Below are 24223 nucleotides of genomic sequence, written 5' to 3' on the forward strand. Positions count from 1 at the left end.
GTATTATTCCGAAGGGAGGGCGGCACCCCGCCGGGACGCCGCCCTCCCCCGTTACCCCCACGCGGCCCCGCCGGGCCGCGGCCGGTCAGGGACGCCTGGTCTCGGCGTCCACGACCTCCTGGATCCGCTCGGCGTCCGACGGCTCGGCCCGCCTGGCCAGGGACGGGTCCAGCGGGCGCAGGTAGGTCTGCTGGACGCCCGGAACCCGGTCCTCCACGACGAAGGTCGCCCTGGTGTACGCCTCGGCCCCGGCCTCGGTCACCTTGGGCACCACCCTGAAGTCGGCGGTGAGCGCGCCCGGCTCGATCCGGGTGAGCACGTAGCCCCGCTGATTGTTGTAGAACTTCAGGTGCGGGTTGATCTTCAGGTACGGGTGGGTCGCGGGGTCGGAGTCCTTGCCGTCTCCGGTGGTGGAGATCGAGGTGGCGACCAGCTCGGAGCCGACCGTGCGGCCGGTGGGGTCGTCGTAGTCGAGCTTGAGGTCGCTGGCCCAGTGGGCGTGCACGTCGCCGGTGAGCACCACCGGATTGCGCACCCCGGCGTCCACCCAGCCCTGGGTGATCCGCCGGCGGGAGGCGACGTAGCCGTCCCAGGCGTCCTGGCTGGTGACCTTGAGCGGGCCGGCGTTGTTGTCGCGCTGGGCGAAGAAGACCTGCTGGCCGATGACGTCCCAGCGCGCCCGCGACCGGCGGAAGCCGTCGATCAGCCAGCGCTCCTGCTGCTCGCCGGTGATGGAGCGCGCCGGGTCGCTCGCCTCGGGGCAGGCGCTGTAGCCGTCGCCGCAGCCCTGGTCGTCACGGTACTGGCGGGTGTCGAGCATGTGGAAGGTGGCCAGCGCGCCCCAGCGGATCCGCCGGTAGAGCTGCATGTCGACGCCGCGCGGGACGGAGGTGCGGCGCAGCGGCATGTTCTCGTAGTAGGCGCGGAAGGCCGCCTCGCGCCGGGCGAGGAAGTTCGGCTGCGGGACCTCCGGCTTCTCCGGGATCTCGTCGGCCCAGTTGTTGTCCAGTTCGTGGTCGTCCCAGACCACCAGCCAGGGGGCGGCGGCGTGCGCGGCCTGCAGATCGGGATCGGTCTTGTACTGGGCGTGCCGCTGCCGGTAGTTCGCGAGCGTCTCGGTCTCGGGGCCCTCGTGGTCGCGGATGTTGCCGCCGGGGATGGTGTAGGTGTCGCGCGTGTACTCGTACTGGTAGTCGCCGAGGTGCAGGACCAGGTCGGGGTGGTCCTCGGCCAGGCGGCGGTAGGCGGTGAAGTAGCCGTGCTCGTACTGGGCGCAGGAGACGAAGGCCATGGCCAGCGGCGAGCCGAACGACAGCGGGTGCGGGGCGGTGCGGGCCCGGCCGATGGGCGACAGGTACGGGCCGACCCTGAAGCGGTACCAGTAGTCGCGGTCGGCGGACAGGCCGCCCACCTCCACGTGGACACTGTGGCCCCAGTCGGGCCGGGCCAGGGCCGTGCCGCGCCGCACCACCCGGCGGCCGCCCTCGTCGGCGTAGATCTGCCACTGGACCGGGAACGGCAGGGCGGGCATGCCTCCCATGCCGTCCTCGGCGAGCGGCCGCTGCGCCAGCCGGGTCCAGATCACGAAGCCCTCGGCGTCCGGGTCGCCCGAGGCCACGCCGAGCGTGAAGGGGTCGGTCCGCAGGCCCCGGGAGGCGAGGGAGGCGGCGCTCTCCGCGCCGGCGCCCTCCGCACCGGGGTCGGCGTGCGCCGCGCCGGGGACGGCGGCCACGGCTCCGGCCGCGATCCCGGTGACGAGGAAGGAGCGGCGGGTGAATTCGGACAAGGCGGTCCTCCGGGGGGTGTCGGGCACGAACGCCCGTCAGCCTCCCGGAGGATCATGACGGCAGGGTGAACGGCTCAGGAAAGCGAAAAGGCGGCATCCTTCACAGATGCCGCCTTTCCTGAAATTTCCTACCAGCCGCGCTCGGCGAGGCGGTGCGGGACCGGGATGTCGTCGACGTTGATGCCGACCATGGCCTCGCCCAGGCCGCGGGAGACCTTGGCGATGACGTCCGGGTCGTCGTAGAAGGTGGTGGCCTTGACGATCGCGGCGGCGCGCTGCGCCGGGTTGCCGGACTTGAAGATGCCCGAGCCGACGAACACGCCCTCGGCGCCGAGCTGCATCATCATCGCGGCGTCGGCCGGGGTGGCGATGCCGCCGGCGGTGAAGAGCACCACGGGCAGCTTGCCGGTCCTGGCGACCTCGGCGACCAGCTCGTAAGGCGCCTGCAGCTCCTTGGCCGCGACGTACAGCTCGTCCTCCGGCAGCGAGGTGAGGCGCTTGATCTCGGCGCGGATCGTGCGCATGTGGGTGACGGCGTTGGAGACGTCGCCGGTGCCGGCCTCGCCCTTGGAGCGGATCATCGCCGCGCCCTCGGTGATGCGGCGCAGCGCCTCGCCGAGGTTGGTGGCGCCGCAGACGAAGGGGACGGTGAAGCGCCACTTGTCGATGTGGTTGGCGTAGTCGGCGGGGGTCAGCACCTCGGACTCGTCGATGTAGTCGACGCCGAGCGACTGCAGGACCTGGGCCTCGACGAAGTGGCCGATGCGGGCCTTGGCCATGACGGGGATCGAGACGGCGGAGATGATGCCCTCGACCATGTCGGGGTCGCTCATCCGGGATACGCCGCCCTGGGCGCGGATGTCGGCGGGGACCCGTTCAAGGGCCATGACGGCGACCGCGCCGGCGTCCTCGGCGATCTTGGCCTGCTCGGGGGTGACGACGTCCATGATGACGCCACCCTTGAGCATCTCTGCCATGCCGCGCTTGACCCGGGCGGTTCCGGTGACGGCGGTCTCGGTGACTTCGGGCGTGCTGCTGGACACGGGGCTCTACCTCACGACGGCTGGTTGCGGATCACGGGCGTCCCTCGCCGGGACGGCCGCCACTTCTTCATGGTAGGCGTTGATCGGCGTATGCCCTCACACGCCGATCTGTCGCCTTCGGGGGATCTTCTTGGCCATCCTGTACGGCCGGCCGCCCCCGGAGGGAGCCCGCCTAGGGGATCACGGGCTTGGGCGCGGCCAGGACGACCCACACCTGTCCGGGGGCGAAGTTCATCGGCTCCCCGTTCTCGGTGGTGAAGACGGTGCCGTCCCGCTCCGACTCGCGCGACCACCTGGCCTTGAACGCCTGCCCGTCCCGGAGCACGACGGCCCTGCCCGTGCCGGTGGAGTGCACCAGAGGGGTATAACTCTGGTTGAGGTCGTGAAATTCCGAGCGCTCGGTCTTGGCGTACTGCACGACGATGGTCGGGGCGCCGAGCTGGCCGCCCTCGGCGGCCATGTCCTTCTTGCCGTCCTGCCAGACCAGCCACTTCTTGGCCGAGTCCGACCAGGTGAAGGTGAAGCGGGCCGCCGGGTACCGCACGCTGAACGACTTCCTCGGCGTCCCGTCCTCGGGGGCGTCGCCGAAGGTGAAGCCGATGTCCTTGGCCTTGCTCACCCCGGGCGCCTGGGCCAGGAGCTTCCTGGGCTCGGCGAACAGGTTGTAGGGCGCGTAGCGGCCGGGCTGGCGGAAGTAGGCGCCCGGAGCCCTGCTGTCGGAGACGTCGATGAGGGACGCCTGCTGGACCTTGGGGATCATCTTGGTCTGCACGCCCGAGTAGGCCAGGGCGGGCTTGCCGAACTGCGGCAGGATGTGCAGGTCGGAGATGCGGGCGCTGCGCACCGGGCCGATCTTGGGCGGGAGCTTCGAGGAGAAGATCGCCATGAGACGGGTCAGGCCCGCCTCGACCTGCTCGACGTAGACGATGTCAGCGCTTCTCAGGCCGAGCTGCGGCTTGCCTGCCGAGGTGTTCTCGATCTTCGCCGCGAGCACCGGTCTGCGCGCGGCGCCGGGCAGGCCGGTGAAGGGGTGGGTGGGCTCCGGGGACGGGGTCTCGGCGGGCGTCGTGGCCTCCGCCGCCGCCTGCGGCTGCTTGCCCGCCGCGGGCTCGTCGGAGGAACAGGCCGCGGCCTGGGCGAGGACGGCGGCCCCCGCCAGCGTGACGGCGATCTTCCGGGACACCCGCACGGCTCATCTCCTCCAAGTCGGGCCTGAAAACCAGCACGAGCTTACCGGTGTCCCAGTTGCCGGTTATCCCGCTTTCGTGAGTCTTATTCGGCATCGGGGCGTTCGGGAGCCGCCGGCGTATCCGGTGGGCGGTCCCCGGCGCACCGCCGGTGAGCGCGCGGAGGCGGCCCGGGTCACCCGGCGGCGAGGACCTTCGGGGGGTCGTCGTCGATCTCGAAGAAGCCGGGGTACTCGGTGTGCCCGGCCAGGCGGAGCGTGCGGGCCAGCCAGCGGCGCTGGGCGACCCGGGTCACGCCGACCGCGTTGTTGTAGAAGCGCCGGGAGTAGACCACCTTCGCCACCGCGGTGTCGAGCTCGGCCAGCAGCTCGCGACCGGCCGGGTCGGCGGACAGCCGGTCACGGAAGCGGTCCTGGTCGACCACCGCGCGCAGCGTGCGCGACAGGTCGCTCTCGGCGTGTTCCCGCTCCTCGGCGCCGGCCGTACGGGCCTCGTGGGCCGCGGCGGCCAGCACCAGGCTCGTCGCCGGGTCCAGCACGCGCGAGGCCGCGAGCTCCAGGCAGACGGCGGTCCGCCGTACCAGCGCGGCGTCCAGGGACTCGCGGGCCAGCTCCAGGCGGATGTGCAGCCGGTCCAGCCGGCCGGCCCGCCAGGAGACGTAGACGGCGACCAGCACGACGACCGCGCCGACCACGGCGATCAGCGTGGTGCTCACGACTCCTCGTCCTCCTCCACCCCGGCGGGGGTCGCCACGGTCTCGTAGACGCGCAGCACGTCGCGGGCGACCGTGGACCAGTCGTACTTGCGGACGGCCCGGCGTGCCTCCTCCGACAGGTCGGCCCGGCGGCCGGGGTCGTCGAGCAGGGCGGCGGCCTCTCGGGCGAGGGAGGCGGCGTCGCCGGTGGCGAACAGCGCGCCGGCCTCGCCGTCGCCGAGCACCTTGCGGAAGGCCGGGATGTCGCTGGCGAGGATCGCCGCCCCGGCCGACATCGCCTCGGTGAGCACGATGCCGAAGCTCTCCCCGCCGAGGTTGGGGGCGCAGAAGACGTCCACCGAGTGGTAGGCGCGGACCTTGTCCTCCTCGCTGACCATGCCGAGCAGGCCGATCCGGTCGTGGAAGCGGGCCGGGACCCGGCCGAGCACCTCGTCGGCGTCGCCGGGCCCGGCGATGAGCAGGCGCAGCCGCGGCCGCTCGGCGGCCAGCAGGGAGAACGCCTCCAGCAGCACCGGCAGGCCCTTGCGGGGCTCGTCCATCCGGCCGAGGAAGCCGATCACCTCGCCGTCGTCCCAGCCGGGCAGCGGCTCGGCGTGGCTGTAGCGGCCGACGGTCACCCCGTTGGGGATGAGCACCGCGTCGCCGCCGATGAACTCGACCAGGGTCTTGCGCGCCGCGTCGGACACCGCGATCCGCGCGGTGATCTTCTCCAGCACACTCGTGATCACCGGCGAGGCCACCGAGAAGGCCCGCGAACGACCGTAGGAGGCGTGGAAGGTGGCCACGATCGGTCCCCTGGCCACCCAGCAGGCCAGCAGGCCCACCGAGGGGATGAACGGCTCGTGCACGTGCAGCACGTCGAAGCGGCCCTCGCGCAGCCAGCGGCGCACCCGCCCCGCCGACAGGAACCCGAACGACAGCCGGGCGACCGAGCCGTTGAAGGGGACCGGGACCGCCCGGCCCACCGAGGTCACGTACGGCGGCAGCGCCGCGTCGTCGCCCGCCGGGGCGATCACCTGGACCTGGTGCCCGTCGTCCATGAGCGCCTCGGCGAGGTCGCGGATGTGCACCTGGACCCCGCCCGGCACGTCCCACATGTAGGGGCAGACGATGCCGATCCTCATCGTCCCACCGTCTCCCGCGTCCGCCGCGTCTCCCGGGTGCGGGCCGTGCCCGCCGTACCCGCCGTCTCCTCTGTCCGCCGCGCGCCCCGCGCGGAGCCCGCGGTCATCCGCGGGGCTCCAGGTCCTCGAGCCACAGCCGCTGCAGCATGTGCCAGTCCTCGGGGTGCTCGGCGATGCCCTTCTCGAAGGCGGTGGCGAGGTCCTGGGTGAGGGCCGCGACCTTCTCCTGGCGGGTGCCCTCGGCGGGCTTGGGGAGCTCGTCGCAGAACCGCACCGTCCAGTCGCGGCCCCGGAAGGACAGGATCGTCGGGATCAGCGGGACCCCGGTGTGCAGGGCGAGCATGGCGGGCCCGGCGGGCATGCGGGTGGCCGCGCCGAAGAACTTCACCTCCACCCCCCGCGCGGTCAGGTCGCGCTCGGCGGGCAGCGCGACCGGCCGGCCGGCCCGCAGCCGCTGCGCCAGTACGGCGAAGGCCTGGTTGTCCCCGCCGGTGAGCGGCAGCACCTCCATGCCCAGGCTCTCGCGGAAGGCGGTGTAGCGGTGGAACAGCGACTCGGGCCGCAGCCGCTCGGCGACGGTGGTGAACGGGTGGCCCTTCTGCACGAACCAGGCGCCGGCCTGGTCCCAGTTGCCCATGTGCGGCAGGGCGAACACCGCGCCCCGGCCGCCGCCGAGGATCTCGTAGACCCGTTCGGCGTTGTGGACGTGGGTGCGCGCCAGGATCTCCTCGGGGCGCATCGAGGGCAGCCGGAACACCTCGTGGAAGTAGCGGAAGTAGGAGCGCATGCCCGCGCGGCTCAGCTCACGGATCGCCGGGTCGTCCGGGGAGGTGCCCTTGACCCGTGCGAGGTTGGCCTCCAGCCGGAGCACCTGCTTGCCGCGGCGCTTCCACAGCCGGTCGGCGGCCGTCCTGAAGGCCCAGGCGGTCAGGGGCTCGGGCAGGCGGGGCACGACCGCCCAGCCGGCGCCGAAGCCGGCCGCCACGAGACGATCCTGAGGTGACGGCTTGTCGTTCATCGTTCTTTCCTCAGCGGAGGGGGCGTGGAGAGGTGGAGGCGGCCTGGCGGCGGACGTGGAGCAGGCGCTGGACGACGGTGAACGCGCTGGCGGCGGCGAGCAGCCACAGGCCCGCCGCCAGGATGTACGGCACGCCGAGGCCGCCGAGCCCGGCCGAGACCAGGACCATGACCAGGCGCTCGGGCCGTTCGGCGAGCCCGACGTCGCACGACAGGCCCAGGCCCTCGGCCCGGGCCTTGACGTAGGAGACGACGGCCCCGGCGACGAGGCAGAACAGGGCGACCCCGGCCAGCGTCCGCTGGCCGCTCACCACGAACCACATCACCAGCCCGGAGAAGATCCCGGCGTCGCCCACGCGGTCGAGGGTGGAGTCGAGGAAGGCCCCCCAGACGCTCCCCGGGCCCGTCATCCGGGCCATGACCCCGTCGAGAAGATCTGCCAGGACGAAAAACGTGATCACGAGCGAGCCGGGGAACAACTCTCCCCGGGGATAGAAGAAGAGTGCTGCGGCGACCGTGCCGAGCGTTCCGGCGGCAGTGACCATGTCGGGGCTGATCCCACGGCGGATGAGGGCTCTGCCCAGGGGGGTCAGCACGCGGGTCACGGCGGGGCGCAGAAGTTTCAGCATCGCGGTCCGATCGTAGGCCACACCGTCATGGAGCGCGCATCCAACGCTCCGCAAGCGGATCGGCGCGGAGCTCTTGTGATATTCGCCACATGGGTATTTGGTGAACACACCGCGTCCTTGCGGTGTACGGACGCGGCGGCGGATGGGGTGTGGCCGCGCCTGGCCGCGCCCCTTCGGCAACGACGCGGGAGGCGACGTGGCAGATAAGGCTGGAGGCGGAGCAGCGGGAGCCGCGGGCAGGGCACCCGAGGCCGACCGCCCCGACATGGTGCGCAATGTGGCGCTGGTCGGCCATTCCGGATCGGGCAAGACGACCCTGGTGGAGGCGCTGCTCACGGCGACCGGCACCGTACAGCGGGCCGGCCGGGTCGAGGACGGCACCACGGTCAGCGACTTCGACGAGGTCGAGGTCCGCCAGCAGCGCTCGGTGAACCTCTCCGTGGCGCCGCTGGTGCACAACGGCATCAAGATCAACCTGCTGGACACTCCCGGCTACGCCGACTTCGTCGGCGACCTGCGCGCCGGGCTGCGCGCCGCCGACGCGGCGCTGTTCGTGGTCTCGGCGGCGGAGAGCATGGACGGCCTGACCCGGATGATCTGGGACGAGTGCGCCGCGGTCGGCATGCCCAGGGCCGTGGTGATCACGAAGAACGACCATCAGCGGGCCGACTTCGAGGAGGTCCTGGCCACCTGCCAGGAGGCGTTCGGCGAGGGCGTGGCGCCGCTGTACCTGCCGGTGGTCACCAACGGCCGCCTGAACGGCCTGATCGGCCTGATCACCCAGAGGTTCTGCAACTACGCCACCGGCTCCCGGACCGAGAACGCCCCCGGCCCCGACTACCAGGAGCGGATCGAGCAGCACCGCGGCCCGCTGATCGAGGGGATCATCCAGGAGAGCGAGGACGAGTCCCTGATGGACCGCTACCTCTCCGGCGAGGAGATCGACCCCAAGGTCCTCATCGAGGACCTGGAGAAGGCGGTCGCGCGCGGCGGCTTCTACCCGGTGCTGGCCACCGGCGGCGGCGTGGGCGCCAAGGAGGTGCTCGACCTCATCGTGCAGGGCTTCCCCTCCCCGCTGGAGCACCCGCTGCCGGAGGTCACCTCGGTGGACGGCAGGCCGGTCCCCGGCGTCTCCTGCGACCCCGAGGGTCCGCTGGTGGCCGAGGTCGTCAAGACCACCAGCGACCCCTACGTGGGCCGGATCAGCCTGGTGCGGGTGTTCTCCGGGACGCTGCGGCCCGACATGGCCGTGCACGTCTCCGGGCACGGCCTGGGCGACCGGGGCCACGAGGACCACGACGTGGACGAGCGGATCGGCGCGCTGTCGTCGCCGCTGGGCAAGCAGCAGCGCACGGTGGGCAGGTGCGTGGCCGGCGACATCGTCGCGGTGGCCAAGCTGTCGCGGGCCGAGACCGGCGACACCCTCTCCGACAAGGAGCGGCCGCTGCTGATGCGGGCCTGGACGATGCCCGACCCGCTGCTGCCGGTGGCGATCCAGCCGAGGTCGAAGGCCGACGACGACAAGCTCGGCCAGGCGCTGCAGCGGCTGGTCGCCGAGGACCCGACGCTCCGGCTGGAGAACAACGCCGAGACCCGCCAGCTCGTGCTGTGGTGCATGGGCGAGGCCCACGCCGACGTGCTGCTGGACCGGCTGAGCCGGCGGCACGGCGTCGAGGTGGAGAAGGTGGACCTGCGGGTGCCGCTGCGGGAGACCTTCGGCGGCAGGTGCCAGGCGATGGGCCGCAACGTCAAGCAGACCGGCGGCCACGGGCAGTTCGCCATCTGCCACCTGGAGATCGAGCCGCTGCCCTCCGGCGGCGGGTTCGAGTTCGTCGACAAGATCGTCGGCGGTGTGGTGCCGCGCCAGTTCATCCCGTCGGTGGAGAAGGGCGTACGCACGCAGATGCAGCGCGGCGTGGTGGCCGGCTACCCCATGGTGGACGTGCGGGTGACGCTCTACGACGGCAAGGCGCACCCGGTCGACTCCTCCGACATGGCGTTCCAGATTGCCGGGGCGCTGGCGCTGAAGGAGGCGGCGGCCAAAGTGCCGACCCTGCTGCTGGAGCCGGTCGACGAGGTGTCGGTGCTGGTCGCCGACGACTACGTCGGCGCGGTGATGTCCGACCTGTCGTCGCGCCGGGGCCGGGTGCTGGGCACCGAGCCGGTCGGCGTCGGGCGCACGCTGGTCCGCGCCGAGATCCCCGAGCTGGAGATCACCCGTTACGCCATCGACCTGCGGTCGATGTCCCATGGCACCGGGACGTTCCAGCGGTCGTTCCTGCGTTACGAGCCGCTTCCGCCGCACCTGGTGGAGAAGGTCGCCGGCTGACCATGGACCGGAGACGGCCCGGAGACGGACCGGAGGCCGCCGGTCGGCCTCCGGTCCGGGAACGCCGGCCGCCGATCAGAGGGGAGGCGCCGGCCGTACGTCCACGCCTCCCCAAAGAATCGGGCAAGCGTCACACCGGCATCACGAAACGATTTCTTTTATCGGGCCAAAGCAGATCGTTCGCGGTGCCAGACTGAGGAACCATGCGAACCGGACGTCCTTTGCTCGCCGCAGTCGCCCTCGCCGTCGCCGCCAACGGCGCTGCCTACGCGTTCGGCCCCGACGCGCCGGCCGCCAAGCCCCCCGCGCTGAAGCGGGCCGCCGGCGGCGGGAAGACCACGTCCCGAACCGGCTCCGAGACCGGCTCCGAGACCGCCGGGAGCAGCGGCGCCGGAGGCTCCACGGCGGCCTGCACCCCCGACCCGGAGCACCCCAAGCGGGAGCTGCGCGGCGTGTGGATCGCCACGGTGGACAACCTCGACTGGCCGTCACGGGCCGGCCTGTCCGTGGCCCGGCAGCAGGCGGAGTACACCAGGATCCTCGACGAGGCCGTCAAGCGCCGGTTCAACGCGGTGTTCGTCCAGATCCGGCCCGCCTCCGACGCCCTCTACAGGTCCAGCCTGGAGCCCTGGTCGAAATACCTCACCGGCAAGGCCGGCAAGGACCCCGGCTGGGACCCGCTGACCTTCCTGACCGCCGAGGCCCACCGGCGAGGGCTGGAGTTCCACGCCTGGCTCAACCCCTACCGCGCCTCCTTCGAGGGCGGGGCGAACCGGCTGCCGGCGAACCATCCGGCCCGGCTGCACCCCGACTGGACCATCCCCTACGAGGGCCGCCTGTACTACGACCCGGGGCTCCCCCAGGTGCGCGACCACGTCACCGCCGTCGTCAAGGACGTGGTGTCGCGCTACGACGTGGACGGGGTCCACTTCGACGACTACTTCTACCCCTACCCCGGCGCGGGCGGGCGCTTCGGCGACCAGGCGTCCCACCGGAAGTACGGCAAGGGCCAGAACCTGGCCGAGTGGCGCCGCGCCAACGTCAACAAGCTGATCGCGCAGGTCGACAAGACCGTCCACGAGACGAAGAGCTACGTGAAGTTCGGCGTCAGCCCGTTCGGGATCTGGCGCAACAAGGCCCAGGACCGCACCGGGTCGGCCACCTCCGGCATGTCCGCCTACGACTCGATCTACGCCGACGCCCGCCACTGGATCCGCAAGGGCACGGTCGACTACGTCATCCCGCAGCTGTACTGGCCGCGCGGCTTCCAGGCCGCCGACTACAACGTGCTGGCGCCGTGGTGGGCGAACGAGGTCAAGGGCACCGGGGTGCATCTGTACATCGGCATGGCGCTCTACCAGGTCGGCACCGGCGGCGCCTGGCGGAGCCCCGGCGAGCTGGCCGCGCAGCTGGCCGTCAACCGCAGGTACGACCAGATCCGCGGCGAGGTGTACTTCAGCGCCAAGCAGCTTCTCGGCAACCCGCTGGGCGCGCTGAACCGGATCTCGAAGAGCTACTACGACCGCCCGGCGCTGCTCCCCCTGATGAAGGACCTCGGTGGCCGGGCCCCCGCCCAGCCCACCGGCCTGGGAGTCCAGGGAAGGTCGCTGAGCTGGAACTCCTCGGCCGGGGCCCGCACCTACGCCGTCTACCGGATCCCGTCCGGCAAGGTCGGCGAGTGCGCCACCGCCGACGCCCGCCACCTGGTCGCGGTCGTGCCGGCCGGCGGCGGTCCGCGCCAGGCGTTCACCGCGCCCGGCGGCGGCGCCTACCTCGTCACCGCCGTGGACCGCCTCGGCCACGAGAGCGACCCCGCCCGGGTCACCGCGCCCTGATCCAGAGGCCGCGACCCGCCGTCACGCCGGTGGGTGGACCGGCACCATGATCTTCCCCTACGGTTCCAGCGTTGCCCGCCGTATGGGAGGTCGTCGGTGAAGCGGACGCTCGTCGCGTTTGCGATGTTGGTGAGCGCGCTGTGGCCGGGAACGGCGCAGGCGGCCCAGCCCGCCGGGCGGGTGGCGCTGATCGGCGTCCCCGGCCTGCAGTGGAGCGACCTCGGGCCGGACGCCACCCCGAACCTGTGGCGGCTGGCCGGCCAGAGCGCGGTCGGCTCGCTGTCGGTCCGCACCGTCGGCAAGGTGACCTGCCCCTACGACGGGTGGCTGACCGTGTCGGCCGGGGTCCGGTCGTCGGTCGGCTACGGATGCGGGCTGCCGCCCACGCCCGAGCCCTCCGGCGCCGGCGCGGTCGTCCCCGGCTACGACTACCTGTTCCGGGTCGCCCGCCAGCGGAACTCCGGCGCGCTCGGCGAGGCCGTCCACGCCGCCGGCGCGTGCACGCTCGCCGTCGGGCCGGGCGCGGCGCTGGCCCTGGCCGACCGGCGGGGCGCGGTCGACGTCTACGCCCCCTCCCCGCGAACCTGCCGGACCTGCCCGCGGACGCCTTCACCCGATGCCCGGTGGCCGCCGTGGACGTGAACGACCTGATCCGCCCCTACCTGGCCGGCGGCCGGCTGTCCGGTGCCGAGGACGCGCTCGGCCCGGACCGGCGGGCGCGGGCGCTGCGGGACGCCGACGCCGCGGTCGGCGCGGTGCTGGCCGCGCTGCCGCCGGACACCCGGGTGCTGCTGGCCGGCCTGTCCGACCACGGGGACACCCCGCACCTGCGGGTGGCCATGATGCGCGGCGCGGACGTCGCGGGCCGCTTCCTCGGGGCGGCCTCCACCCACCGCGAGGACGTCACGATCCTCCCCGACGTCACCGCGACGGTCCTCACCGCGGCGGGCGTCCCCGTCCCGGACACGGTGATCGGCGTGCCCTGGCGGGCCGGCGGCCGTACCGGCGGGGTCGGGGCGGCGCGGGACGAGCTGGCCGGCGCCGACCGGGCCGGCCAGACGATCAGGAATCTGAGCGGGGTGTTCTTCACCTCCGTCGCCGTGCTGCAGGTGGCCTTCTACCTGGTGGCGTTCCTGCTGATGCGCCGCAGGCGCGGGACGGGGGCGATCCGGGTGGCCGCCCTGGCGCTGGCCGCGCTGCCGGTGTCGACGTACCTGGTCAACCTGCTGCCCTGGCGGCACGCCGGGGCGCCGGCGCTCGCGCTGACCGGCGGGATCGCCGCGATCGCGGCGGCGCTGGCCGCGGTGGCGCTGGCCGGTCCGTGGCGGCGCGACCCGCTCGGGCCGCTGGCCGTCGTCGCCGGGGTCACCGCCGCGGTGCTCGCCGGCGACCTGCTCACCGGCACCCCGCTGCAGCTGAACAGCGTGATGGGCTACACCGCGGTGGTCGGCGCCCGCTACTACGGCCTGGGCAACATCCCGTTCGCGCTCTTCGCCACCTCGGTGCTGCTGCTGGCCACCGCACTCGCCCACCGGCTCACCGCGCGCGACCGGCGGACGGCCGCGGTCGCCGCCGTGGCGGTCCCGGGCTGCGCGGCGATGATCCTGGGCGGCTGGCCGGGGGTGGGCAGCGACTTCGGCGGGGTGATCGCCTTCGTGCCGGGCATCGCGGTGGCCTCCCTGCTGCTGGCCGGCCGGAGGGTGTCGATCGTCAAGCTGGGCTCGTTCTGCGTGGCCGGCGGCGTCACCGTGATGGCCATCGCCTTCCTCGACCACCTGCGCCCGCCCGGGTCGCAGACGCACCTGGGGAGGTTCGTCGGCCAGGTGATCACCGGCGAGGCGCTGGAGGTGATCGCCCGCAAGCTCGGCGCGATGCTGAACACCCTGCTCAGCCCCAACCTGATGCCGATCGTGCTGGCCGCGGCGGCGTTCCTGGTCTACGGGCTGCTGCGGCCGGGGACGGCGAGCGCCGGGGTGCTGCCGGCGGCGTTCGCCCACTCCCCCGCGTTGAAGGCCGGACTGATCGGCACCCTCGTCAGCGGGGTGGTGGGCATGCTGGTCAACGACTCCGGCGCGGCCGTGCTGTCCATGGCGCTCGCCCTGGGGCTGCCGCTGGTGCTGTCGGCGGGCGTCCAGGCGCTGCGGGGCGGCGCGGCCCCCGCCTACGCGGAGGCGGGCCAGCAGCCCGCGAGGAGCTCGCGGGTGTCGCGCAGGAGCTGAGGCAGCACCCTGGTGTGGCCGACCACCGGCATGAAGTTGGTGTCGCCGCCCCAGCGGGGCACCACGTGCTGGTGCAGGTGCGCGGCGATGCCCGCGCCGGCCACCGCGCCGAGGTTCATGCCGACGTTGAAGCCCTGCGCGCCGCTGGCCTTGCGCAGCGCGGTCAGCGCTCGCTTGGTGAAGTCGGCGAGCTCGGCGGTCTCCCCGGCGTCGAGGTCGGCGTAGTCGGACACGTGCCGGTAGGGGCAGACCATCATGTGCCCGGAATTGTACGGGTAGAGGTTGAGCACCGCGAAGACCGACGTGCCGCGGGCGACGACCAGGCCGTCCTCGTCGCTCATCCGGGGGATGTCGCAGAACGGGCAGCCGTCGTCGGGCCCCGCGCCGGTCGGCTTGTTGGCGCCCTTGATGTAGGCCATCCGGTGCGGAGTCCACAGCCTCTCGAACGCGTCCGGCGTGCCTGCCCCGTGCTGCGCCTGCGGCTCTTCGCTCATGGCGTTCAGCATATTGCCCCGCGACCTTCGGGGGACCGGCGCCTCCCGGCCGCGGCGGGCCTCCGCCGCGGCGGGCGCGCGTCTCCCGGCCGCGCCGGCCGTGCCGTACGCCTGCCGGGACGCGCGCCGGCCGCGGCGGATGCCCGCCGCGGCCGGAAACGGGTCGGACGGGGCGTCAGACCTGGACGCGGCGCTCGATCGCGTCGACGATCTCGTCGATGGCCTGGTCGACCGGGACGCCGTTCTTCTGCTCGCCGTTGCGGAACCGGAAGGAGACCGCGCCGGCCGCGATGTCGTCGTCGCCGGCCAGCAGCATGAACGGCACCTTCGACTTCTGGGCGTTGCGGATCTTCTTCTGCATCCGGTCGTCGGAGGCGTCCACCTCGATGCGGACGCCCCGCTCGCGGGCCTTCTCGGCGACGTCCTGCAGGTAGGGCGCGTGGGCCTCGGCGATCGGGATGCCGACGACCTGCACCGGGGCGAGCCAGGCGGGGAAGGCGCCGGCGTAGTGCTCGACCAGCACGCCGAAGAACCGCTCGATCGAGCCGAACAGCGCCCGGTGGATCATGACGGGCCGCTTGCGGGTGCCGTCGGCCGCCTGGTACTCCAGTCCGAACCGCTCGGGCAGGTTGAAGTCGAGCTGGATGGTCGACATCTGCCAGGAGCGGCCGATCGCGTCACGCGCCTGCACGGAGATCTTGGGACCGTAGAAGGCGGCGCCGCCCGGGTCGAGGACCAGCTCCAGCTTCTCCGCCTCGGCGACCTCGCGCAGCGTCGCGGTCGCCTCCTCCCACACCTCGTCGGAGCCGACGAACTTCTCCGGGTCCTTGGTGGACAGCTCCAGGTAGAAGTCCTCCAGGCCGTAGTCGCGCAGCAGGTCGAGCACGAAGCGCAGCAGCGAGGTCAGCTCGTCGCGCATCTGCTCGCGGGTGCAGTAGATGTGCGCGTCGTCCTGCGTCATGCCGCGCACCCGGGTCAGGCCGTGGATGACGCCGGACTTCTCGTAGCGGTAGACGGTGCCGAACTCGAACAGCCGCAGCGGCAGCTCGCGGTAGGACCGCCCGCGCGCCCCGAAGATCAGGTTGTGCATCGGGCAGTTCATCGGCTTGAGGTAGTACTCCGCGCCCTCCAGCTCCATGGGCGGGAACATGCCGTCGCGGTACCAGTCGAGGTGGCCGGAGACCTCGTACAGGTGGCCCTTGGTGATGTGCGGGGTGTTGACGAAGGAGTAACCCGCCTCCTCGTGCCGCTTGCGGGAGTAGTCCTCCATGACGCGGCGGATCACGCCGCCCTTGGGGTGGAAGACCGGCAGGCCCGAGCCCAGCTCGTCGGGGAAGGAGAACAGGTCGAGCTCGGCGCCCAGCTTGCGGTGGTCGCGCTTCTCGGCCTCCTCCAGCAGGTGGAGGTACTCGTCCTGCTTCTCGCGCGACTCCCAGGCGGTGCCGTAGATCCGCTGGAGCTGCGGGTTCTTCTCGCTGCCCCGCCAGTAGGCGCCGCCGGAGCGCATGAGCTTGAACGCCGGGATGGACCGGGTGGTCGGCACGTGCGGGCCGCGGCACAGGTCCTTCCAGCACAGCTTCCCGGTCTTGGAGTCGTGGTTGTCGTAGATCGTCAGCTCGCCGGCGCCCACCTCGACGTTCGCGCCGTCCTCGGCGGAGGCGCCGCCCTTCAGGCCGATCAGCTCCAGCTTGTACGGCTCGGCGGCCAGCTCCTCGCGGGCCTCGTCGTCGGAGACGGGACGGCGGGAGAAGGTCTGCCCCTGCTTGACGATCTCGCGCATGCGCTTCTCGATGCGCTTGAGGTCGTCGGGGGTGAACGGGTCCTTGACGTCGAAGTCGTAGTAGAAGCCGTTCTCGACGGGCGGGCCGATGCCGAGCTTCGCCTCGGGGAAGATCTCCTGGACGGCCTGGGCCATGACGTGGGCGGTGGAGTGGCGCACGATCGCCCGGCCGTCGGGGCTGTCGACCGCCACCGGCTCGATCACGTCGCCGTCGGCGACGCGGGCGGCGAGGTCCTTCAGCTCGCCGCCGGCGCGGGCGGCGACCACCGAGCGGCCGTCGGCCTCGAGCACGTCGCCGTACGTCGTGCCCTCCGCCACCACGCGCTCGGCTCCGGCGAGGGTGACACGAAGTTCTGGCACGGCGGACACGGTTGCTCCCTGGGAGACGACGACATCGGTCTGTCCCACCGATGCTACCGGTGCCGGGCGGGCGATATCCCGGGCGTCTCGGCCTCGGGGACATCGCGACCGCGCCGTGACCGTGCCGCCGCCGTGTCCGTGCCGCCGCCGTGTCCGGCCTCGGCGCCGCGGTGGCGTCCGGTGGCGTCCCGATGACGTCCCGGTGGCGCACCGGCGCGCCAAGATCGGCCCGGGCACGTCGCGGCGGCGGGTTTGACTACCCTTGGGAGGGTGAACGCAGCAGCCCAGACCTCCGGCGCGTACGGCGCCGGCATCGCGACCATCACCGCGGGCGGGACCGTCCTCGACACCTGGTTCCCCGCCCCCGAGCTGGGAGAGCCGCCCATCTCCGGCACCGAGCGGCTGTCGGCGGAGGAGGCCGCCGAGGCGCTCGGCCCGGACGTCGCCGCGCTGCTCGGCCCGGACGAGGCCCGCGGCGTGGAGGTGGTCGCGGTGCGGACCGGCATCGCCAAGCTGTCGGAGGCCCCGGCCGACACCCACGACGTATACCTTCGCCTGCACCTGCTGTCGTCCCGCCTCGTCGCGCCGCACGGGCTGAACCTCGACGGCGTGTTCGGCCTGCTGGGCAACGTGGTGTGGACGAGCCAGGGCCCGTGCGCGGTGGAGGGCTTCGAGCGGACGCGGCTGCGGCTGCGCGCCCGCGGCCCGGTGACCGTGTACGGCGTCGACAAGTTCCCGCGGATGGTCGACTACGTCGTCCCGGCGGGGGTCCGGATCGCCGACGCCGACCGTGTCCGCCTCGGCGCGCACCTGGCGTCCGGCACGACCGTGATGCACGAGGGCTTCGTCAACTACAACGCCGGCACGCTCGGCGCCTCCATGGTCGAGGGCCGCATCTCGGCGGGCGTGGTCGTGGGCGACGGCTCCGACGTCGGCGGCGGCGCCTCGATCATGGGCACCCTCTCCGGCGGCGGCAAGGAGGTCATCTCCGTCGGGCGGCGCTGCCTGCTCGGCGCCAACGCCGGCATCGGCGTCTCCCTCGGCGACGACTGCGTCGTGGAGGCGGGCCTGTACGTCACCGCGGGGACCAAGGTCACCCTCCCGGACGGCCGGGTGGTCAAGGCCGCCGAGCTGTCGGGTGAGCCGGGACTGCTGTTCCGCCGCAACTCCACCTCCGGCGCCGTCGAGGTCGTCCCCCGGCGGGGCACCGGCATCGAGCTCAACAGCGCGCTGCACGCCAACGACTGACGGCGGTGACGCCGGACAGGGCCACCGCGGCGGCGCGGTGGATCACCGGGCTGTTCGCGCCCCAGGTGCTGGTCATCGCGCTCCCGCCGGTCGTCGGGTTGCTCGCCGGTGGCCCGCCCGCCGCCGCCTGGGGGCTGGTCGCCTCGGCGCTGTGCGGGGGCGTCCCGGCGGGGGTGATCTACGCGGGGGTCCGGTCGGGGCGGCTGGACTCCCACCACCTGGTCGATCGGGCCCGCCGTACGGGGCCGCTGCTGGTGGCGGTCGCCGCGGTGCTGGCGGCGCTGGTGCTGCTGGCGGGCCTGGGGGCGCCCCGGCTGCTGGTGGCCACGGTGACCGCGATGCTGGCCGCGCTGGCGGTGACGGTCCCGGTCACGCTGCGGTGGAAGATCTCCTTCCACGCGGCCGTGTCGGCGGGCACCGTGGTGGTGCTGGCCCACGTGCTGCCCGCCGTACCGACGCTCGTGACCGGCGCGGCGGTCACCGCGGTGGTCTGCTGGGCGCGGGTACGGCTGGCCCACCACACCCCGGCCCAGGTCGCCGCCGGGGTCCTGGCGGGGGTGGGCTCGGCCTGGCCGACGCTGAGCGCCTTCGGAGTCTGACGGGCCCGGTCCCGGTTCCGGTTCCGGTCCGGCGAAGCGGAACCGGACCGGGATCGGCCGTCCGCCGGTTCCGGCGCCGGGGGCGCCCCGGCCGCCCCTCAGCCCCGGAGGTAGGCGAGGACGGCGAGGACCCGGCGGTGGTCGTCCCCCGCCAGGGGGAGGTCGAGCTTGGCGAAGATGTTCGCGATGTGCTTGGCCACCGCCGCTTCGGTGACCACCAGGGACCGGGCGACGGCGGCGTTGGAGCGGCCCTCCGCGACCAGGGCCAGCACCTCGCGCTCGCGCGGGGTGAGCCGGCGCAGCGGGTCGCGGCGGTGCGCCAGCAGCTGCCTGACCACCTCGGGGTCGACGACGGTGCCGCCCGCGGCGACCCGCTCCACGGCGTCGGCGAACTCCCGTACGTGCCCGATCCGGTCCTTGAGCAGGTAGCCGATCCCGGAACCCATGATCTCGGCGACGTACGCCTGCTGGACGTACTGGCTGAGGATCAGCACCGGCAGGCCGGGCCGTACGGCGCGCAGGGCGAAGGCGGCGCGCAGGCCCTCGTCGGTGAAGCCGGGCGGCATCCGCACGTCGGTCACCACGATGTCGGGTTCGTGCTCGGCGACGGCGGCGGTGAGCGCCGGGGCGTCCCCGACGGCCGCGGCCACGGTGTGGCCGAACCGCTCCAGCAGCCCGGCCAGCCCCTCGCGGAGCAGGACCGAGTCCTCGGCCAGGACTACGCGCACGACGCCTCCTTCCCGGATCGGCGGGCCCGCGGGCGGGCGGCCGGCGGCACGGGGTCTCCGCTCGCGGCGGACCGGCGGGTCCGCGGATGGTCTTCCCGGCGGACGGTCAGGGGCACGGGATCTCCACCGGCGGCGGTTCGGCGGGTGCACGGGCGGTCTTCCCGGCGGACGGTCAGGGGCACGGGATCTCCACTCGCAGCAGGGTAGGGCCTCCGGCCGGGCTGGACAGCGACATCACGCCGCCGACCACGGCGAGCCGGTCGACCAGCCCCGCCAGCCCGGTGCCGGCGGCCGGGTCGGCCCCGCCGTCGCCGTCGTCGTGCACCTCCAGCACGAGTATCCCGCCGGACCGCGGGTCCTCGCTGACGAGGCGGCCCCGGACCAGGCAGCGGCTCGCCCCGCTGTGCCGGGCGACGTTGGTCAGCGCCTCGCCGATCGTGAAGTACGCGGTGATCTCGACCGCCGGTGGTGGCCGCCGGGGCAGCACGACGTCCGTCTCGACCGGGACGGGCGAGCGCCCGGCGAGGTCGAGCACCGCGTCGGGCAGGCCGAGGTCGGTGAGGACGCGCGGGTGGATGCCGCGGATCAGCTCGCGCAGCTCGGCCAGGGCCAGCAGGGCGTGCTCGTGCGCCTCGGCGACCCGGTCCGCGGCGGGCGATCCGGCCGGGAGGTCGAGCCGGGCCATGCCGAGTGCAAGCGTCAGCGCGACCAGCCGCTGCTGGGCGCCGTCGTGCAGGTCCCGCTCGATCCGGCGCCGCTCGGCCTCGAAGGCGTCGGCCAGGCGGGCCCGGGAGCGGGTGATCTCGGCCAGCTCGGCGCCGGGGTCGGACAGGAGCGTCCTGACCAGGGTGGCGCGGGCGCCGGCCCAGATGGTCACCGGGTAGGCGGCCAGCGGCAGCAGCGCGATCCCGCCCAGGGACACGAGCAGGTTGAGGGCGGGGCCGAGGGGGGAGCTGGGCTGGAGCGGCGCCGACAGCAGCAGGCCCGGTATCCAGACGCCGACGCCGACGAAGCCCAGGTCGATCCACCACAGCGCGGTGACCGCCAGCAGCGTGTGGCCGGCCTCGCGCCAGGTGGCCTGCTCCCCCAGCCGGGTGCGGAGCCAGGCGCGCGGGCCCGGGGCGGGGGCGCGGCATGCGGGTCGGCGATGGGCGCGGTCTCCACCAGCCGCAGCAGCCACCGCTCGTAGCGGCCGGCCAGCAGCGCGCCCGGCACGGCGGCGACCGCCACCACCGCCACCGCCGCCGCGGGCCCGGCGGCGACCGCGAGCCAGACCACCAGGGCGGGGACCGCACCGAACACCGTGCCCGACAGCAGGTACGCCAGGGACCGCCACGGCCAGGCCGTCCGCAGGAAGCCCAGGGGGTGGCCGGTGAGGGCCCGCAGCGCGGTCCGGGGCGCCCGCGGCCCGTCCCCCGGCAGAAGGAGGGGGACCTCAAGGGGGTCCGGGACGCGGCCGGGAACGCCGGACGTGCCAGAGGGACCGGGGACACCGGGCGTGCCGGGAACGCCGGACGCACCAGAGACACCGGGCGCGCCGGGAACGCCGGGGGGACGGCCGGAGGGGCGATGCACGGGGTCGACGCTACAGATTCCGGCGCGCGGTGACGGTAGTGCCAGGTGGAGTATCGCCTGTCCTGTCTCCACCAGTGCGCCGGCGGCTCCGCCGTCCTTGGGTTGAACCATGACGATCGAGATGACGACGGACGCGACGAAGGCGCCGGAACCCGCGGCCGAGGTGGTCCTGCTGCGGTCGGTGAGCAAGGTGTACGGCGCCGCCCCCCACGCGGTGACCGCGCTGGACGACATGACGATCGGCTTCCGGGCCGGGACGTTCACGGCGGTGATGGGCCCCTCGGGCTCGGGGAAGTCCACCCTGCTGCACTGCGCCGCCGGGCTGGACCGGCCCACCCGGGGGCAGGTGATCGTCGACGGGACCGACCTCGGCCCGCTGGACGAGACCGGGCTGACGTTGCTGCGCCGTGGGCGGGTGGGCTTCGTGTTCCAGTCGTTCAACCTGGTCCCGGCGCTCACCGCCGAGCAGAACGTGGCGCTGCCGCTGCGGCTGGCCGGGGTGCGGCCTCCGGGTGCGGAGATCCGCGCGGCGCTGGCCGAGGTGGGCCTGAGCGGGCGTGCCGGTCACCGGCCGGACGAGCTGTCCGGCGGTGAGCGGCAGCGCGTCGCCGTCGCCAGGGCGCTGGTCACCCGGCCCGCGGTGCTCTTCGCCGACGAGCCCACCGGGGCGCTCGACACCCGTACCTCGCGGGAGGTGCTGGCGCTGCTCCGCGACGTGGTGGACCGGCGGGGGCAGACCGTGGTCATGGTGACCCACGACCCCGTCGCCGCCGCGCACGCCGACCGGGTGGTCCTGATGGCCGACGGCCGGATCGCCGACGAGATGACCGTTCCGGATGACCGGGGAGACGTGGGCGGGGCCGGCCCGGCCGGGTTGCGCCTGCGGGCCGAGGCGATCGCCGTCCGCATGGCCGCCCTGGAGGGATCATGCTGAGTCTGGACATGGTCCGGGGCGGCCGGTCCGGTTTCGCCGGCGCGTTCGTCGCCCTCTTCCTGGGCGTGGCGCTGGTGTCGATGACGGCGCTGGTGTTCGCCTCGGCGGGGCCGCGCGTCCCCGCCCGGTACGCCGGAACGGCCGTGCTCGTGCGCGCTCCCGCGGCCGTCCAGGCCGACGGCTCATTCCTGGCGGACCGGCCCTGGCCGCCGGAGACGGTCCGCCTGCTGACGGACCGGCTGAAGGCCGTCCCCGGGGTGGTCGCGGCCGTCCCGGACCGCTCCTTCTACGCCCAGCCCGTCATCGGCGGCCGCCCCGATCCCGGCCGATTGGAGGGGCGTCCCTGGTCGAGCGCCGCTCTCGCGCCCCACCGGCTGGTGTCCGGGTCGCCACCCTCCGGGGATCGCGAGGTCGTGGTGGAGCACGCCCTCGGCCTGGCGCCGGGGTCGGCGGTCACGCTGCTGACCGCCGCCGGGCCCGTGCCGTACGCCGTCTCCGGCACCGCGGACGGGCCGGGCCTCTACCTCGGCGACGCCGCGGCGGCCCGGCTGTCCGGCGGGGTGCGGGTGATCGGGCTGCGCACGGCGCCGGGCGCGGACCTCGCCGCGGTCGAGGCGGCGGCCCGGACGGCCACCGGGAACCTCGGCGAGGTGCTCTCGGGCGGCGCGCGGACGGCGCTGGAGACGAAGGCCGACGCGCGGACCCGGTGGATCGGCACGCAGGTGCTGACGGCCATGGCGAGCCTGTCCGGGTTCGCGGTGGTCTTCGTGGTGGCGTCGACGTTCGCGTTCGGCGTCATGCGGCGGCGGCGCGACCTCGGTCTGCTGCGCGCCGTCGGGGCCACGCCCCGGCAGGTCCGCAGGATGGTGCGCGGCGAGGCCCTGGCGGTCGGCGTCGCGGCCGCCCTGGCGGGCGTGGCGGCAGGGATCGTCCTGGCGCCGGTGTTCGGCGACCTGCTGGTGACGGCCGGGTTCGAGCCATCGGGCTTCTCGGTGCGGATCACGGCGTGGCCGCCGGCCGCGGCGTTCGGCGGCGGGCTGGTCGTGGCCCTGCTGGGGACCTGGACGGCGGCGCGGCGCGCGGCCCGGACGTCGCCGCTGGAGGCGCTGCGCGAGGCCGGGGCCGACCGGCGGCCGATGACCCGCGCGCGCCTGCTCCTGGGCTCGGCGTTCACCGCCGCCGGGATCGCCGTCGCGGTCGCGGTGGCCGGCACCCGCCCGGAGGAGACCGTGACCCTCGCACTCCTCGCCGCGATGGCGCTGACCGTGGGGATCGCCCTGCTCGCGCCCGCCGTGCTGCCGCCGGTCGTGCGGGCGCTGCTGTGGCCGCCGTCCCGGGCCCGGGGGCCACCTGGACGCTGGTGCGGGAGGGCTCGCTGGCCGCGATCCGCCGCACCGCGTCGACGACCGCGCCGGTCCTGCTCACCGTGGGCTTCGCCGTACTGGTCACCGGCATGGTGCAGACGACGGCGGGCGCGTTCGCGCTGGGCCGCACCGCGGTCGTGCGGGCGGAGGCGGTGGTGGTGCCCGCCGACGGCGTCCCGGGCCTGTCGGACGCCGTGGTCGCCGCGGCCGGAGGCACGGCGGGCCGCGTCACCGGAGACACGGCGGACGGTGGCGCGGGGAGTACGGCGGGCGGCGTCCCGCTGCCCACCACGGTCCATCCCGACGGCATGCCGCCCCAGGCGGCCCTGGGGACCGCCGCGTGGGAGGCGGGCGGCTCCGGCGGTGCCCCGCGTGCCGGAACGGACTCCCCGGGCGAGGCGGGCCGGGCGCGGAAGGCGGGGATCTCCCGGAGGGCCGCGAGGGCTCCGGCGGCCCCGGGACCGTGGTCGTCGCCCGGTGGGTCGCGGCGGAGCGCGGCTGGCGGGCGGGCGACACGATCCGGCTGACCTTCGAGGACGGCCGCGCCGAGTCGCTGCGGGTGGCGGCCGTGGCCGGTGACGCGCCGGCGGCGTTCCTGCTGCCGCGCGACGTGGTGCGGGCTCACGATCCCTCGGCGCTGACCCCGGAGATCCTGCTCCCCGGGCCGGCCCCCGGCGCGGACCGCCTCGGGCCGCTCGGGGCCGGGGCGCTCGGCCCGGCCGCCTACGCGGCGAGCTCCCGGGACGAGGACGACCGCCTGGTGTGGCTCTTCACGCTGGTCCTGGTCGGCACGGCGGTCGGGTACACCGGCGTCGCGGTCGCCAACACACTGTTCATGGCCGCGTCCGGTCGCGTCCGCGAGTTCCGGGTGCTGCGCGCTTCGGGGGCCACGCCCCGGCAGGTGCTGGGCGTGGTGGCCGCCGAGTCGGCGCTCGTGACGGTGATGGGGAGCCTGCTGGGCGCGGCGGTCGCGCTGCCCGCGCTGCTCGGGATCCGTTCCGGGCTGAGCCGGCAGGTCGGCGCGTCCGTCCCACTGATCGTTCCCTGGCCGGCCGTGCTGGGTGTGGTGGGCGCCTGCCTGGTGCTGGCCGTGGTCGCCGGGGTGCTCTCCGTCCTGGGAGCCGCCCGGCGGGCCCGCTGATCCGCCCGCCGCCCGGCGGAGGGGCCGGGTGGCGGGGCGGGCTCTCAGGGACCGGGCGGGGCTCCCAAGGATCGGGCGGGCGCTCAGAGGCGGGCGCCGCTCAGAGACGCCGCTCA

The 24223-nt window shown here is 74.1% G+C and carries 20 protein-coding genes; 9 read left to right on the forward strand and 11 right to left on the reverse strand.

Translation table 11 applies throughout. From position 1 onward, the window contains the following. Positions 1-85: 85 nt before the first annotated feature. The 7 genes from ACQP10_RS24495 to pgsA form a co-directional block, all read right to left on the reverse strand. Complete coding sequence (locus ACQP10_RS24495) at positions 86-1786, reverse strand: alkaline phosphatase D family protein (RefSeq protein ID WP_346022613.1); 1701 nt, start codon at positions 1784-1786, stop codon at positions 86-88. Between the two features lie 128 nt (positions 1787-1914). Next, on the reverse strand, positions 1915-2829 hold the full coding sequence (gene pdxS, locus ACQP10_RS24500; protein ID WP_179827788.1) for a pyridoxal 5'-phosphate synthase lyase subunit PdxS: 915 nt from the start codon (positions 2827-2829) through the stop codon (positions 1915-1917). Between the two features lie 172 nt (positions 2830-3001). After that, positions 3002-4018: a DUF3048 domain-containing protein gene (locus ACQP10_RS24505; RefSeq protein WP_346022614.1), complete on the reverse strand. Its 1017-nt coding sequence runs from the start codon at positions 4016-4018 to the stop codon at positions 3002-3004. A gap of 173 nt (positions 4019-4191) precedes the next feature. Beyond that, positions 4192-4731, reverse strand: a complete 540-nt coding sequence (locus ACQP10_RS24510; protein ID WP_346022615.1) for a hypothetical protein — start codon at positions 4729-4731, stop codon at positions 4192-4194. Beyond that, positions 4728-5855, reverse strand: coding sequence for a glycosyltransferase family 4 protein (locus tag ACQP10_RS24515; RefSeq protein WP_346022616.1), 1128 nt, complete (start codon positions 5853-5855; stop codon positions 4728-4730). The genes ACQP10_RS24510 and ACQP10_RS24515 overlap by 4 nt, the downstream gene beginning before the upstream one ends. Before the next feature lie 103 nt (positions 5856-5958). Further along, positions 5959-6873 carry a phosphatidylinositol mannoside acyltransferase gene (locus ACQP10_RS24520; protein WP_389996027.1) on the reverse strand — a complete coding sequence of 305 codons (915 nt, stop codon included), beginning with the start codon at positions 6871-6873 and terminating at the stop codon, positions 5959-5961. A gap of 10 nt (positions 6874-6883) precedes the next feature. Then, positions 6884-7501, reverse strand: a complete 618-nt coding sequence (gene pgsA / locus ACQP10_RS24525; protein WP_179827782.1) for a phosphatidylinositol phosphate synthase — start codon at positions 7499-7501, stop codon at positions 6884-6886. A gap of 196 nt (positions 7502-7697) precedes the next feature. Here pgsA and ACQP10_RS24530 point away from each other — a divergent pair, with 196 nt between their 5' ends. From ACQP10_RS24530 to ACQP10_RS24545, 4 genes are all read left to right on the forward strand, one after another. After that, the gene (locus tag ACQP10_RS24530; protein WP_346022618.1) at positions 7698-9830 is read left to right on the forward strand and encodes an elongation factor G-like protein EF-G2; all 2133 of its coding nucleotides are present in this window, start codon (positions 7698-7700) and stop codon (positions 9828-9830) included. A 203-nt stretch (positions 9831-10033) separates the two neighbouring features. Beyond that, positions 10034-11665 carry a glycoside hydrolase family 10 protein gene (locus ACQP10_RS24535; RefSeq protein WP_433539764.1) on the forward strand — a complete coding sequence of 544 codons (1632 nt, stop codon included), beginning with the start codon at positions 10034-10036 and terminating at the stop codon, positions 11663-11665. A gap of 96 nt (positions 11666-11761) precedes the next feature. Continuing rightward, on the forward strand, positions 11762-12307 hold the full coding sequence (locus ACQP10_RS24540) for a hypothetical protein (RefSeq protein ID WP_433539765.1): 546 nt from the start codon (positions 11762-11764) through the stop codon (positions 12305-12307). Beyond that, positions 12298-13884 carry a hypothetical protein gene (locus ACQP10_RS24545; protein ID WP_433539766.1) on the forward strand — a complete coding sequence of 529 codons (1587 nt, stop codon included), beginning with the start codon at positions 12298-12300 and terminating at the stop codon, positions 13882-13884. Before ACQP10_RS24540 ends, ACQP10_RS24545 begins: the two co-directional genes overlap by 10 nt. Here ACQP10_RS24545 and ACQP10_RS24550 read toward each other — a convergent pair. After that, positions 13827-14378: an HIT family protein gene (locus ACQP10_RS24550; protein ID WP_229811480.1), complete on the reverse strand. Its 552-nt coding sequence runs from the start codon at positions 14376-14378 to the stop codon at positions 13827-13829. The genes ACQP10_RS24545 and ACQP10_RS24550 overlap by 58 nt on opposite strands. A 175-nt stretch (positions 14379-14553) precedes the next feature. Then, on the reverse strand, positions 14554-16527 hold the full coding sequence (thrS, locus tag ACQP10_RS24555; protein WP_433539767.1) for a threonine--tRNA ligase: 1974 nt from the start codon (positions 16525-16527) through the stop codon (positions 14554-14556). Positions 16528-16788: 261 nt separating this feature from the next. Here thrS and dapD point away from each other — a divergent pair, with 261 nt between their 5' ends. Continuing rightward, positions 16789-17766: a 2,3,4,5-tetrahydropyridine-2,6-dicarboxylate N-succinyltransferase gene (gene dapD, locus ACQP10_RS24560; RefSeq protein ID WP_346022622.1), complete on the forward strand. Its 978-nt coding sequence runs from the start codon at positions 16789-16791 to the stop codon at positions 17764-17766. A gap of 5 nt (positions 17767-17771) precedes the next feature. After that, positions 17772-18365, forward strand: coding sequence for a hypothetical protein (locus tag ACQP10_RS24565; RefSeq protein WP_433539768.1), 594 nt, complete (start codon positions 17772-17774; stop codon positions 18363-18365). Positions 18366-18463: 98 nt separating this feature from the next. Here ACQP10_RS24565 and ACQP10_RS24570 read toward each other — a convergent pair whose 3' ends face one another. Beyond that, entirely contained in the window at positions 18464-19093 is a 630-nt protein-coding gene (locus ACQP10_RS24570; RefSeq protein ID WP_389996048.1) for a response regulator, read from the reverse strand. Between the two features lie 172 nt (positions 19094-19265). Then, positions 19266-20273, reverse strand: a complete 1008-nt coding sequence (locus tag ACQP10_RS24575; protein ID WP_433539769.1) for a histidine kinase — start codon at positions 20271-20273, stop codon at positions 19266-19268. 504 nt (positions 20274-20777) lie between these two features. Here ACQP10_RS24575 and ACQP10_RS24580 point away from each other — a divergent pair. From ACQP10_RS24580 to ACQP10_RS24590, 3 genes are read left to right on the forward strand one after another with little or no spacing between them, the layout of a single operon-like run. After that, on the forward strand, positions 20778-21602 hold the full coding sequence (locus tag ACQP10_RS24580; protein ID WP_346022626.1) for an ABC transporter ATP-binding protein: 825 nt from the start codon (positions 20778-20780) through the stop codon (positions 21600-21602). Beyond that, positions 21596-23545, forward strand: a complete 1950-nt coding sequence (locus ACQP10_RS24585; protein WP_433539770.1) for an ABC transporter permease — start codon at positions 21596-21598, stop codon at positions 23543-23545. The genes ACQP10_RS24580 and ACQP10_RS24585 overlap by 7 nt, the downstream gene beginning before the upstream one ends. Then, positions 23430-24107 (forward strand): ABC transporter permease, encoded by a 678-nt coding sequence (locus tag ACQP10_RS24590; RefSeq protein WP_433539771.1) that lies wholly within the window; start codon positions 23430-23432, stop codon positions 24105-24107. The genes ACQP10_RS24585 and ACQP10_RS24590 overlap by 116 nt, the downstream gene beginning before the upstream one ends. Positions 24108-24223: the final 116 nt, after the last annotated feature.

Origin of the sequence: Streptosporangium sandarakinum (assembly GCF_050942225.1) — a bacterium.
Classification (GTDB): Bacteria; Actinomycetota; Actinomycetes; order Streptosporangiales; family Streptosporangiaceae; genus Streptosporangium; species Streptosporangium nondiastaticum.

Coding starts and splice junctions, on each gene's coding strand:
- pgsA (WP_179827782.1), bottom strand. CDS start 7,501: ATGCTGAAACTTCTGCGCCCCGCCGTGACCCGCGTGCTGACCCCCCTG.
- ACQP10_RS24535 (WP_433539764.1), top strand. CDS start 10,034: ATGCGAACCGGACGTCCTTTGCTCGCCGCAGTCGCCCTCGCCGTCGCC.
- ACQP10_RS24520 (WP_389996027.1), bottom strand. CDS start 6,873: ATGAACGACAAGCCGTCACCTCAGGATCGTCTCGTGGCGGCCGGCTTC.
- ACQP10_RS24580 (WP_346022626.1), top strand. CDS start 20,778: ATGACGATCGAGATGACGACGGACGCGACGAAGGCGCCGGAACCCGCG.
- ACQP10_RS24550 (WP_229811480.1), bottom strand. CDS start 14,378: ATGAGCGAAGAGCCGCAGGCGCAGCACGGGGCAGGCACGCCGGACGCG.
- ACQP10_RS24515 (WP_346022616.1), bottom strand. CDS start 5,855: ATGAGGATCGGCATCGTCTGCCCCTACATGTGGGACGTGCCGGGCGGG.
- ACQP10_RS24585 (WP_433539770.1), top strand. CDS start 21,596: ATGCTGAGTCTGGACATGGTCCGGGGCGGCCGGTCCGGTTTCGCCGGC.